The organism is Streptomyces sp. NPDC007095 (genome assembly GCF_040634475.1).
GTDB lineage: Bacteria > Actinomycetota > Actinomycetes > Streptomycetales > Streptomycetaceae > Streptomyces.
The window spans coordinates 1-12,103 of sequence record NZ_JBEYFS010000294.1; the positions used below are offsets into that span (position 1 = coordinate 1).

Here is a 12,103-nt window from a genome sequence, read left to right on the forward strand (position 1 = left end):
TGCCCGTAACACCATCGCCCAGCACCCGCCCCCGAGCATCCCCAACTACCCCGCCACCAGGACATATACCCAGCGAAAGAGGAATCCAGCACTAGATCCAAAGCCCCGTGGTCGCGCCCGTTGCTGTTATCTGCCGCTTGCGTTCGGTACCGAGGCTCTTGGGGCCGAGATGGCTGAGGACCGGGACCACTGCGCCGTACGTATCAGGCAGTTCAAGAGCGTCCACCAGGCCGATGGAGGCGGGGGAACGAATGCCCACCGTGGCGTCGCGGTCGGTGAACACACCGCACAGGTTCAGCTCGTGTCGACGGCAGTACTCGCTGAGGCAGTCGACGAGCGCCGCGTGGCGGGCCAGGCTGCCAGGCCGCCGGCGACGTGGCGCACGTAGCCGAAGACCTGGGGGAAGGCGACGGAATGGCGTTCCGTGATGAGTTCGTCGTCCATGCCCATAGCGTCGGCCGCCGTGAACGGCCTCGAAATGAAGTGCTGTTGCACTTCCCGCCCCACGTCGTCACCGAGAGTGCTTCCATACGTGACGGAGGGAGGCCATCCGGTGATTATCTAGACCTGCCAGGGGATTTAGCAGGTGAGAGCGCTGTATGAGTGGCATGCACGTAAGTCACGTCTTGCTGATGTGGTCCCAGCGGAAACCGGTGGCCATTTCGTTGAAGGGGGGCAGCCAGTTGGCTGCCCCCCTTCAACGCGCTAGCTGGTGGTGTGTGCCTTCTGGATCACACGGTCAGTTGATCGAGGATGTCGGCCACCTCCGCCGGTTTGAGTAGAAAACCGACGTGGCTGGTGGTGAGGGTGTGCACTTCGTACGGATTGTCGGGCGTCAAGGCGTCGGCTTCGGAAATCAGGCGGTCCTGCATGGCCGCAGGAAGCGTCCGGTCGTCGGCGAGGCGGATGTAGGTGCGGGGGATTTTTCCCCAGGTGTCGGCGTGGCCGCGTGCGTCGGACATCATCACCGCCAGGGACTCGTCCGGCTGCAGGATGTTGAGGAAGGCCCGGAACTGCTCGTCAGTGCCGTCCGCCATGATCGCTGCCTTGGCGGCGGCGAACAGGCTTGGGTCGGCGGTGCGGTAGTTGGCCCGGCCGACGCCGAGTTCGGCGGGGTTGCCGACGTTCAGCGCGGCCAGTGGGGCGAGCAGGTTGTCGCCGAACTCGGGTTCCTGCATGTATTCAATGGGGTTCGATCGTTGCACGCACGACCATGCGGAGATGTAGACGAGTCGGCTCACCAGGTCAGGGACCGTGTTGCCCACCCCCGTGATAGTGGTTCCGCCGAGGCTCGCACCCACCAGGACCACCGGCCCGTGCTCGGCCACCCGCCGGACGACGTCGACGACCATGTCGATGTTGTCCTGAAGGGTGACCCCGGCCAGTGTCGACGGCTCGGCCGCCCACGCGTCGAGGTCCTGCGGGGCCTGGTAGGCCGCCGAGTACTGCGCGTCGAAGCCGTGCCCCGGCAGATCGACGGCAAAGCTGCGATGGCCGAGCAGCGCCAGCTCGCGCTGGACAGGAGCCCACATCAACGAACTGGAGCACGAGCCGTGCACGAGCACGAACGTTGCATTCGCATCGCGGGCGTGCCGCGGACGAGAGGCGTTACTGGAGACAGATGTCATACGGGTCAGTCCAATGTCCGGTGGGCGGCGCGGCAGGCAGGCATGGCTGATGGGCCGATGCCGGCGCGGTGAGCCGCCGAAGTTGAAGGAGAAATGGACGCACCTGTCACCAGGCGCATCGCGGTTCAGTGGCCGGGCGCACGCAAGCCGGTGGCAGCGGTCAACCACCGCGTGCTGCCAGGGGGCAGCACGCGACGCGGATGAGCTCACGAGCAACGGTGCGCGTCGACGGTCCGGGTCGAGCGATACCCGCAGGGCAGTGCCGTGAGACCGCGGTGGTCTCCTGCGGGTTCCTCGACTGGCGCCGGTCGCGGAGCGACTGCGGCGGCAGACGTCTTAGGCGGTCCGGAGGCGGACGAACATGTAGGACATGACAAGGACCCTACCTGATCACGGATCACTGCCGAGGCCGATTTTGCGTCCCAGTGAAAGGACCGAAATGACCTCGGACCAGGGGCAACCGCAGCCGCTGACTGCGCAGAGAAAGTACGGCCAGGAGATGGACTTCGACGAGTTCATGCGCCTGGTCCACAACACCTGACCGAGCGGGGCCTGACCAGCGTAGAAGGCTGCTGGTCAGGCCCCCGTCGCAGAGTCGGATGCGTGGGTCAGGCGTTCTCCGCGCGGATCATCTTGCGCAGACTGCTGCGGGCAGCTGCCAGGTCCTTCTCCAGTTCGTCGACTCGTTCCTTCAACGGCTGAAGCTGGGCGATCTCCTGTTCAAGTCGCCTGTTGGCACTGGTGAGTTCGGAGATGCGCGCGGTCAGCTGCTGGTTGCCGACCTGGTCGAGTTGCCGACCGAGTTGCTGCCGGACGGCTTCGCGAAGGCGGTCACGTTCCTGGCGGAGGGCGGTGATCTCCTCGCGAGCCATGAGCAGGTCGGACTTCAGGCTCGCCGGGCTGGCCTGGCGACCGTCTGATCGTGCGACGACAGGTTCGTGTTCCTGCTGGCGGATGGCGGCTTCAACGTGCTCGCGTACGCCTTCGGCATAGACGAGCCAGGTTGAGACCTTCGCGGTGCGGGCGATTGTGGTGAAGGTGATGGGCTCGCCGTCGGCGAGCATTCTCTGGACGGCTTCCAGGACTCGCTGCCGTTTTTGGAGGCTGTCGGCCCTGCGGGAAGCCGCGAGAACCTCGGTCGGAATGCGGGCTGCGGGGCTCACTTCGTGTCCTGCTGAATCACGGTGAGGGGCAGCAGCTTGCGGCTTTCGCCTGCCCGCAGACGACGCAGGACCGCAGCTGCTTCTTCCAGCTCGGCGCGCTCTTCGTCCGGCATGCTCGCCATCCGCCTGCGCATCTTCTCGGTGACCTCCTCGTAGGAGACGATCTGAGCGGTGAGGTTGTCGACGACGAAGCTGGCCGCGTCCATCGCCAGGGCGGTCTCGCGGTCGGCTCGCAGACTGTTGATGTGGTCCTCGATGGTCGGGAGGTAGGACGGGTCGGGGCGGTAGAACCCGCAGCCGGAGCACTGGAAACGGATCGGGCATGCCTGGCCGCCGGCCTTGACGTTGGATGGTTCGGTGCAGCCGCCGAACGGGACGGCCACCGATCTTTGTTCATAGGCCAGCGGAGAGCATGGGGAGGCGGCTCCGAGCCGGTCGACGACCTGGAGGCTGAGTGTCTTGACAGCCTCACGCTTCCGCTTCAAGGAGACGCGGTAGTAGCCGAGCGTGGTGCGGGGGTCGTCGTGATCCATGAGGTCTCGAAGCACGTCGAGCGGGGTGCCGGCGTCCGCGTGGCGTTGGGCGAACGAGTGCCGGAACGCGTAGGGAAAGATCAGGGACTTGTCGAACGGCAGCGGGTTGCCGTCGGTGTCGAAGGTGCCGCTGTCCAGCTCAGGCAGGGAGTCGACCCACTTGCGCAGCGTCGCTCCCAGTGTGATCCAGCTCAGGTGTGGCAGACCGGCCACATCGGTGGCCGCCGGGAAAAGGTGGGTCTCGCTGTGGGAAGGTGCGTCGACTTGGTCGCGGATCTTCTGCCATCGCTCGATCGTCTGCACTGTCTCGGTGACGATCGGCAGGCGCCGTCGCATCCGGCGGCCCTTGTTGTTGTTCCAGATCAAGGACACCTCATCGCCCTCGCGTTCCAGACAGTTCCTGGGCAGGGAGGCCACTTCGGTCGGGCGGCGACCGCAGTCGCGCAGGACGACGTAGACGGCGCGGAACATCGCCCGCACCTCTTCGGGATCGAGGCCTCCGTAGTGGGCGTCGACAGGGAAGGAGTCGAGCTGGGCGTCGAGCTGGCGGATGACGTGCTCCGGGATGGCCCGGCCGATCTCGTCTTCGTTGGTGTCCTCCTGGGGGATACGGTGCGAGGAGTGGCGGGCGAACATCCCCGGTGCTTCTTCGAGTTGACCGGTGAGTCGGCCAAAGTCCAGCAAGGCGAAGAAGTCCCTGAGCATCTTGGTGCGGTAGCTGGTCGCGCACAGCTTTCCGGTCCTGCTGTTGCGGGCCGCCGCGATCTCCTCGAAAGCGGCCTGGATGTGGGTGAAGTCGAGTTCGGAGAGTTCGGCTCCGCCGCCGGGCAGTCGGTTCATGCCCTGGGCGGCCAGCACGGTGCCTCGGTGCCATCGGTTGAACTCGTTGCTGGTGGGGCGCTCGGCCTCGGTCCATCGCCGTAGCAGTTGCCGCAGCCATCCCTGCGGGATTCCGGTCAGATCAGCGGCCCCGGCCTGCTTCCGCCGGCCGGTCCTGGTACGCGATTTCAGCCCTGCCGCCCGCAGGTCGATGGTGTCGTCTGCCCACGGGTCGTCGCCGGAGAAAGCGACGAAGCCGCGGCGGACCGACCAGGCCAGCTGACGGAACACCGCGTGCGGGCTGAGCTGCTTCTCATAGAGGCCGTCGAGATGGTCATCGCGGAGCACCAGACTGGTGTCCCTGATGACCAGACCGGCAACGATCTGGCGGACGCTGCGGGGATCGAGATTGTGCCCCAACTCGTCCCGGTGCTGCAGCGCGTAGGCGATCTCCAGCCGCAGCAGCGGCGGCAGCTCGATCAGCGAGAAGCGGTGGGAACTCAGGAACGGCGGCTGGCTCGCGGACCAGGCCAGCATCTCGCGTGTGGCGGTGTTCCCGAGCCCGCTCGCCTTCTTCCAGCGGCGTAGGTGGAAAATACACAAGGGTGTCCGCTCATGCAGGGCCTTGTTGTCGCAAGCCCCCACCGAGCAGGATGGCGGAACGGGAAAGGGAGTGGCGCCGCCCTGGCGCCCCCCAATCTATGGCGCTGTCCCACCCCTTGGGACGGTAGACGTCACGCCAGAGTTGCAGATGGGTCAGGCAGACGCCGTTCGACAGCGCCGTGCGTTCGCACCGCTGGCCGTCCCGGGTGACAGCGCAGTCCTCGGGATCGTCTCCGCGGCGCTGGCCGCGCTCGGGAACGAACGAAGCGTCGAACTCATCCCAGCTCTGCCCGCTGGCGTGGTGGTCGCGTGTGCAGGGTGCGCAGCGGCTGCGGCGTCCGTAGAGACCGCTGGGGCAGGCCGGCGTGAGGCACTTCCAGACCGTGGTCCGGGGATTGGCGAAGTCGCCGGTGAACAGCCACTGTTGCGCATTCCACTCTCCCGGGCGCCAGTGCGGATCAAGCTGGTCGCTCAACCACTGTTGCCAGCCAGGCCAGTCGACGGAGAACGGCAGCGGATGGGACGCGCGGACATCTGCGACGGAGGCGATCGGGGCGGCGGTCATCGCGCTCCCGCCGCGACGCGTTCGACGGCTTCCCGCTTCCGCTTGTCGCTGGTGTGCAGGTAGGGCTTGAGCGATGACGGTGAGACCTGGCCGAGGAGTGCCTGGACGACGTCGAGCGGGACGCCTTCGGCGACCCATTCGGTCGCTGCGGTGTGGCAGAGCATGTGCGGCCTGGCGACGATCTCAGCCCACTTGCCCAGCCGGTCGAACACCTGCTTCGCGTTGGGGTAGCTCATCGGCCGACCCAACGGGGCCCGGTAGAGGTTCACGAAGACCATGTCGCTCTCGGCGGCCTCCCGGACGCCGTCGCGTTCCCACTGATACTCGCGGTAATGGTCGGCAACCTCGTCCGTGACGGGGATGACTCGCGACCTGTGCGACTTGGCGAGTGCCCCGTTGACGTTGTCACGGCGTCGATGGACATGAACGTGCGGACCGCGAACGTGGCAACCCAGCACACGGGAGTCGGCCAGCAGATGGATGTCCTCGCGGCGCATGCCGAGGGTCTCGCCGATGCGCATCCCCGTCGCACGCATCAGCACGACCATGAACCGGTCCCGGGCATTGCGCGCCAGCCGGATCATCAGTTGGACCTGTTCGGGAGTGAAGCACTCGATGCCCGGCTCACCGGTCTTGAACCTCAGCGTTCGCGTCTGGACCTGGCGGAAGCGCCCGCCCTCGCCCGTCTCGAAGTCGGCCGGGAGGAACCGCAGATGACGCGGCTGGGACAGCGAATCGGCGACCCTGGCCGGCACCCAGTTCCGACCGACACCAAAGCGGAGGAACTCCGTCATCGTGACGAGTACGGCGTCCGCGCTGGAGTCCTTGCGGAACCGGGGACGTACTGGGGGCTTCGCTCCACGAGGCGGCAGCGGGGTACTGACGAGCCAGTCCCGGAACCTCAGCAGATTCTCGAATCCCGGATCGGTCCAGTCCAGTCCCCGCTCGTCGCACCAGGTCAGGTACAGGGCAAGGCGGCTGGCGTAGGTGCGTTCGGTGTTCACCGAGCGGCTCTGCCCCCGTAGAGCCTCCAGGTAGGTACTCGCCTCCTCTTGCATCTGGTACAGCTCATTGACGACCCACCCAGGCCACTTCAGGTACAGCTCCGGGCAGCACGGCCTTCTCCGCATGAAACTTCACGGATGGCCTAACGAGCCAGACGTACCAACGACCTATCGGATATTGATGAGCCACACGGAAGAGTGAGTCCTGCTCGAATGTCCCTCACGCCAAGAACCACCTCTAGATAACGTGGTCAGCGTGCAGCAATGGACGGGTCGGGAAGCGAGTGCCCTGCGTGCTGCGCTGCGCATGAGCACACGCGCCTTCGCCGAGCATCTCGGTGTCGCGCTGCGCACGGTGGCCAAGTGGGAGAGCCTCGGCGCGGAGACACAGCCCCGGCCGGATACGCAGGCCATCCTTGACACCGCGCACGCACAGGTGATCACGCGCCGCAGCCATCACGTTGCTGAGAAGACCTCAGTGAGCCTCCGCCAACTTGAAGTTGCTGGTCAAAGGGCTGGTGTGACTGGTGTTCGGGGTACTCGTGCTGATGGTGGGTGGAAGCCCACGGAGAAGATCATCGGTCAGCGGTTGACTTCGAGGTTCGTCAGGACGAGCAGGAGCCGGGTGGCGCGGGCGGGGTCGGTGCGGTACTTGGTGAGGATCCGGCAGTCTCCCGGCACCAGAACCAGGCACTGACTTTCGGTCCGCTGGCGCCGGTCGTTAGTCTTTCGCTATGCCTGAGCGTGTTGTCCCGGGCCGGGCAGATGGTCTGGTCACTCCGGCCGCCGCCGACGGTGTGTGGGCCAGCCTGACAGCAGGTAGCGCGGTACCGACGACTTCCGCGGTATTCACCTGCTTTCCGTCTGATGTCCGGCCGGGGCGGTACGTCTTGCTCGGTGCCTGTGTGGTGGAGCTGGTGAGGACGGGCGACGGCCGGTGGAGTGTTCCGGAGGCTGAGGTGCGCCGGGCGGCGGCGGCATGGAACGCGGTGGAGGTGGACGCACTGGACCTGGTCCGTATCGGTCCGTTCCGTGGTGTGCCGGAGCAGGAGCGCGCAGGGGGAACGCTGCGTGGGTGGCGCCGCCGCATCACCCGGGAACTGCGAGAGGCAGATCGTCCCGGACACCAGGCCGGCCATGAGGCAGGACCGTGGTCTCATCTGGCGGGGGTCGACTGGCGGCGGCTGTTGGTGCAGCGGTTTGGTGACAGGGTGGAGCGGTCGTGGTGGCTTCCGCGCGCCGTGGTCAGGCTGCTGGACGCGGCCGAGCACACCGAAACCGAGTGGCTGCACACCACGCGGGCCTGCCAGGCGGACAGAGCTCTCACAGAACAGCACCGCCGGGATCCCCAAGCCCCCGACAGCCAGTCCACGACGGGAGTGAACGGTCCCGCCATCCCGCTGCGCCCGTATACGGGGGAGCTGCGAGGTCAGTTGTACTCGGTGCTGAGCCGCAAGCCGGGTATGTCCCGCCAGGTGGCCGGGTGGGTATGTGCCGTCTGCGGTACGGCGCCGGCTGCTGTGCTGGATCACTGCCATGAACACGGCTACGTCCGCGCCCCGGTCTGCCCGTCCTGCAACACGCTGGAGCGCCCCGACCACCTGTACGACAACGACATCCGCGTCGCCGACCGCTACCGGCGCCTCTTCGACACTGACGCGGTCGGCTGGCTGCGCCACTGGCACCGCTGTCCGGGCTGCCGCGCCCGCACCACCCTGCCCCTGCCTCACCTCGCCGCATGGACCGCCCACACAGCCACCCGCACCCTGCGCCCCACCCACCCCGGGTCCCGAGGGCGCAAGCCCTGCGGGGTGCTGCGCGTCTCGTGGACGGGTAGCCAGAACACACCCCGCTCCTGCCTGTTCACCGTCTCCGTCGACTTCTGCCCCTTCGGTGAGCACCGCGTCCTGGCACAAGTGCCCTACCGGGAGGCCGTCGAGCGGTTCGGCACCTGGCTGGCCGAGACTGCCCCTGCCGTGGCGGCCGAAGCCGGCCCCGACCGCCTGGACGACCTCCCTGCCACACCTCGGCCCGTCATCGCCGACACCAGCGGCGAAGGCCTGGCGCTGTTCTGACCGAACACCGGCGAAGCGGCTCAACAGGTCGCCGGACCGCGTCCGGCGCCTGTGCTCCAAGCTCGGAAGGAGCCGGCGTCTGTCAGGTGGAGCCGTTGATGCGGCTGCGGGGTGTGATGCCGTGGACGGCGAGGGTGTTCCAGACGCTGGTTGTGCTCTGGCCGGTGCGTTCGGCGATCCGGCCGGCGGGCTCGCCGTTCGCGTAGGCAGCCAGGACGGCGGCGGTCAGCTTTCGGCGGGCAGTGTGCAGCGCTTCCTGTGCCGACTGGTATTCCCGCTGGGCTGCTTCCAACGCGTCCTCGCTCATACGCCCATCCTGCCAGCCCGCTCTCTGGCCACCGTGCCAGAACCGCTCCAGACGGCGCGCTCCCTTTCTCCAAGCGGAGCGCGGTCCTACTGCGGCAGCACCGGCTCCGTCGCGGCGGGGAGGGAGGTGGCTGCGTTGCATTCGCGGCAGGGAACCGTGCGGGGTTGTCGGAGAATATCGAGAGCCTGGTCGAGGGTGATGGGTGTGGCGTGGGGCTGGCAGCCGATGACGTGGATCAGGCGCGCTCCGGGGTAGCCGGGGCGGTGAGGCAGGTCTTGTACCGTCCAGGCCTGCCGCCCATCAGCGGAGGGAGTAGCGAGGGTCGGGACGCGACTGTAGTCACCGCCTTCGAGGGGGCGGACATGCCGGGCGTCGAGCCAGACACTCTGTTCCGCGGGCTCCGTACGGCCGCTGCTCCCAGCCGCCCAGCAGGTGATGCCCACCCGGTACTGCCATCCGACCGCCGCGCGCCGCCGCTCATACAGGCGGGCCCGCAACTCCTGCCCGTCAGGCATCATGACGACCACCCGGGCCGCGTACTGCGGCATTTCGATCCCCTCCACCCTGCCCAGCATCCTAACCGGACGCCTTGGCAAGTTCATCGGACCGGAACAGGACCAGTACTCCGGCGAGAGCGGGAGCCACTACCAGCACCCCAGAGGGCGGGGCTACGCCGACCCGGTGTGCATCCACCCCCTGCCGATGACGTTCGCCGCCGTGACGCCCACCCGTACCGCCCGACAGGTTCCCCGCAGGAGACCGCTCCGGACGATCCCTCGGCCCCGCCGGTCCCGTCCGTCCTGACTAATCTTCGGGTTTCGTGCCCCTGGCAGTCCGACCGCTACCATCCGCTGCATGCTGGATCCCGAGCTGCTGGAACGGATCACCGCGCGACGTGCGGAACTGGACGACCTCGAAGCACAGCTGACCGAGCAGCTGGCCAAGGTGCGATCCGAACGGGACGAACTCGCCGTCGCCGAAAGAGTCCTTGAGCGGGTGAGTGAAGAGATCGCAGGCGAGCGTGGATCGGCCTCCCCGCCGCCCGGCCAGATGGCCGGGCGGGCCGTGATGCTGGTCCCGCACCGCGGCCCGGGAACACAGGAGACCATGCTCCCGCCGGACTACCAGCGCATCCTCAACGTCGTGCGAGAGGCTGGCGGACCGGTCACGGCCCGGCAGGTCGGCGAGACGCTGGGAGTGGACGTCAGCGTGAAGTCCAAGCTGGAACCGCTGCGCGGGAAACTGATCAGGCTGACCGACCGCGGCTGGCTGCGGAAACAGCCCGACGGCCGGTTCACCGCCCGCCTGTGATCTCCTCCGGCATGACGTATCCAGCGAAGGCCAGCCCGTAACTGCGTTGTCCCTGGGGGCCGTTGGAATTGTGTGACGAAAACCAAAGAACACGCCGAGGACACCTGCCCGCTTGTCTACCAGTGCCGCCTGCCGCTGTCCACGCACACCGTCAACCACCTCGCCGACCTGCTACTCCGCCACCTGAAGACGATCCGGACCCGGTGGCGGATCCTGCCGCCGGGGAGGATCGCGGTGATCGTCCTGGCCATACTGCGTCATGACCAGCGCCTGGCCGACATGGCAGGCGGCAACGACGTGTCCGAGTCCACCGTCCGACGCTGGCGCGACGAACTCATCAGACTGCTCGCCGCCCAAGCGCCGCGCCTGGACCGCGCCCTGAAGAAGATCGTCAGGCAGGGCGGGGAAGTGGTCCTGATCGACGGCACTCTCATCCCGACCCAGCGCCGCACTGGCAAGGCTGACCGGCGCAACTACTCCGGCAAACACCGACGTCACGGCCTGCACTTCCTCGCCCTGACTGACGAGAGGGGCCGGCTGATCTGGATATCCGCCGCCCGGCCCGGCCGCACCCACGACAACACCGCCGCCCGCCACGACCACATCCTGGCCCACCTGCGTGCCGCCGGCCTCGGAGCCTTGGCCGACCTCGGCTTCCGCGGCCTGGACAACGACATCCTCGCCCCCGTGATCGTCACCGGCTACGCGGCCAGCCGAACCCACAAGCTCACCCCGGGCGAGAAGGAGGCCAACCGCGTCCTCGCCGTCGGACGCGCTCCGGTCGAACACGGCTTCGCCCACCTCAAGAACTGGCGGATCCTCACCAGACTCCGCACCGAACCTGCTCGCGCCACCCGGCTCCTGCGAGCCCTACTCGTCCTGACGAACCTCGAAATCAACCGCTGACCGATGGTCTTCACCGTGGACTTCCGCCCACGACCAGCATGAGCACCCCGAGCATCGGTCACACCAGTCCTGTGACCTGCTACTTCAAGTTGGCGGAGGCTCAGTGACCCGAACCGCAGGCGGGCCGTTTCTCTTTCCTTGCCCGGCTGTCCCGGGAGTTTTCGCGTGAGTGGGCTGAGGCCGGTCCCGGACTGCTACAGGACGGACGGCTACCGATCACGTGACCGCTGTGCGTGTGGGCGACCGTAAGGCCCGGAAGGGCGCCGGCTGATGAGTCAGATGATGCCGGTGCGTATCCCGTAGGAGACGGCGTGGGCCCGGTTGCGCAGTTGCAGGCGCTTCATCAGGCCGTGTAGGACGTACTTGACGGTCCGCTCGGAATAGGAGAGCTTTTCAGCTATTTCGGAGAGTTCCTTGCCGTCGGCGACCAGGCGCAGCACGTCCACCTCGCGGGGGCTCACTCCGGACGCCGTCAGGCCGCGTGGGGCGAGGACTTCCCGCTGGATCCACTGAACATGTTTCATCAGGGTGCCTTGGAGGGTGGGCGGGAAGCTCCCGCCGCCTTCCGAGATGGTGAGCAGGGTGCGGATGAAGGCGGCCGGGGTGAAGGCGTCGCGCCACAGCACGGCGCGGACTCCGAGGTTGATCGCTGTCGAGATGTCGGCCTGCCACCGCTGCCCCACGAGCATCACGAAGCGGGTATCGGTGTTGTCGTTCAGTTCACGCAGCAGTTCCAGGGCGGAGGCATCGGCGATGTCCACGGCCACTACGACGACATGGGCGTCCTGGATGTCGGCCGGTGGGACTTTGCGGACGCGGCGGTCGTGTTGAAGGGTGCTGACCAGTCCGGCGTGGGTGACGACGTCAGGTGCGTGAATCGCCACGCGTACGGTGTCCATGAGTACTTGCTGAGGCATGCGTTCTCCCCCATTTGGAAACTGGAGTCGTCCATGAGGTTTAGGGGGTTGATGTTGCCACGGGGAATCAGGCTCCTCGGCCCCCTCGGCTCCCCGTCGGCTAAGCACAGGGAAACCTGGCACGAGCGGGCCGACCGGTGACCGGGTGAATCCGGAGGGTGGTCAGTGGCCGTTCAGTGGCCGTCCGTGGTCAGCGGATTGCCCCTGAGTACAGCCGTCACGACCTCGGTGCGGGACTGTAGACCGGCGCGTGCGAACAGCCGGGAGAGGCG

Annotated in this window: 13 protein-coding genes and 1 pseudogene; 4 read left to right on the forward strand and 10 right to left on the reverse strand. The window is 67.1% G+C overall.

All coding sequences use genetic code 11. The features are described from left to right. Positions 1–91 precede the first annotated feature (91 nt). The 7 genes from ABZ656_RS51575 to ABZ656_RS51605 all read right to left on the reverse strand — a co-directional run bounded on the left by ABZ656_RS51575 (position 92) and on the right by ABZ656_RS51605 (position 6,369). A complete protein-coding gene (locus tag ABZ656_RS51575) occupies positions 92–283 on the reverse strand; it encodes a hypothetical protein (protein WP_360278795.1) in 192 nt (63 codons plus the stop codon). An 11-nt stretch (positions 284–294) separates the two neighbouring features. Then, positions 295–444: a hypothetical protein gene (locus ABZ656_RS51580; protein WP_360278798.1), complete on the reverse strand. Its 150-nt coding sequence runs from the start codon at positions 442–444 to the stop codon at positions 295–297. Between the two features lie 287 nt (positions 445–731). Further along, entirely contained in the window at positions 732–1,628 is an 897-nt protein-coding gene (locus tag ABZ656_RS51585; protein ID WP_101408593.1) for an alpha/beta hydrolase, read from the reverse strand. Between the two features lie 608 nt (positions 1,629–2,236). Continuing rightward, entirely contained in the window at positions 2,237–2,791 is a 555-nt protein-coding gene (locus tag ABZ656_RS51590) for a DUF6262 family protein (RefSeq protein ID WP_360278801.1), read from the reverse strand. After that, complete coding sequence (locus ABZ656_RS51595; RefSeq protein WP_129592437.1) at positions 2,788–4,746, reverse strand: site-specific integrase; 1,959 nt, start codon at positions 4,744–4,746, stop codon at positions 2,788–2,790. Before ABZ656_RS51595 ends, ABZ656_RS51590 begins: the two co-directional genes overlap by 4 nt. A 10-nt stretch (positions 4,747–4,756) precedes the next feature. Beyond that, the gene (locus ABZ656_RS51600; protein ID WP_360278808.1) at positions 4,757–5,311 is read right to left on the reverse strand and encodes a hypothetical protein; all 555 of its coding nucleotides are present in this window, start codon (positions 5,309–5,311) and stop codon (positions 4,757–4,759) included. Beyond that, positions 5,308–6,369, reverse strand: coding sequence for a tyrosine-type recombinase/integrase (locus ABZ656_RS51605; protein ID WP_360278811.1), 1,062 nt, complete (start codon positions 6,367–6,369; stop codon positions 5,308–5,310). The genes ABZ656_RS51600 and ABZ656_RS51605 overlap by 4 nt, the downstream gene beginning before the upstream one ends. A 193-nt stretch (positions 6,370–6,562) precedes the next feature. Here ABZ656_RS51605 and ABZ656_RS51610 point away from each other — a divergent pair. Both ABZ656_RS51610 and ABZ656_RS51615 read left to right on the forward strand, forming a co-directional pair. Further along, positions 6,563–6,751: pseudogene (locus tag ABZ656_RS51610) on the forward strand (hypothetical protein); the annotation flags it as partial. Positions 6,752–7,220: 469 nt separating this feature from the next. Beyond that, the gene (locus ABZ656_RS51615; protein ID WP_360278814.1) at positions 7,221–8,390 is read left to right on the forward strand and encodes an endonuclease domain-containing protein; all 1,170 of its coding nucleotides are present in this window, start codon (positions 7,221–7,223) and stop codon (positions 8,388–8,390) included. Positions 8,391–8,472: 82 nt separating this feature from the next. Here the strand turns inward: ABZ656_RS51615 and ABZ656_RS51620 are convergent, their stop codons facing one another. Together ABZ656_RS51620 and ABZ656_RS51625 are read right to left on the reverse strand one after the other, a co-directional pair. Then, positions 8,473–8,697: a hypothetical protein gene (locus ABZ656_RS51620; RefSeq protein ID WP_101408598.1), complete on the reverse strand. Its 225-nt coding sequence runs from the start codon at positions 8,695–8,697 to the stop codon at positions 8,473–8,475. Positions 8,698–8,783: 86 nt separating this feature from the next. Next, on the reverse strand, positions 8,784–9,260 hold the full coding sequence (locus tag ABZ656_RS51625; RefSeq protein ID WP_129592439.1) for a DUF6233 domain-containing protein: 477 nt from the start codon (positions 9,258–9,260) through the stop codon (positions 8,784–8,786). Between the two features lie 292 nt (positions 9,261–9,552). Between ABZ656_RS51625 and ABZ656_RS51630 the strand changes: the two genes are divergently transcribed. Both ABZ656_RS51630 and ABZ656_RS51635 read left to right on the forward strand, forming a co-directional pair. After that, the gene (locus ABZ656_RS51630; RefSeq protein ID WP_360278818.1) at positions 9,553–10,008 is read left to right on the forward strand and encodes a hypothetical protein; all 456 of its coding nucleotides are present in this window, start codon (positions 9,553–9,555) and stop codon (positions 10,006–10,008) included. A gap of 72 nt (positions 10,009–10,080) precedes the next feature. Continuing rightward, complete coding sequence (locus tag ABZ656_RS51635; protein ID WP_360278821.1) at positions 10,081–10,914, forward strand: transposase family protein; 834 nt, start codon at positions 10,081–10,083, stop codon at positions 10,912–10,914. A gap of 275 nt (positions 10,915–11,189) precedes the next feature. Here ABZ656_RS51635 and ABZ656_RS51640 read toward each other — a convergent pair whose 3' ends face one another. Continuing rightward, a complete protein-coding gene (locus tag ABZ656_RS51640) occupies positions 11,190–11,831 on the reverse strand; it encodes a response regulator transcription factor (RefSeq protein ID WP_101408601.1) in 642 nt (213 codons plus the stop codon). Positions 11,832–12,103: the final 272 nt, after the last annotated feature.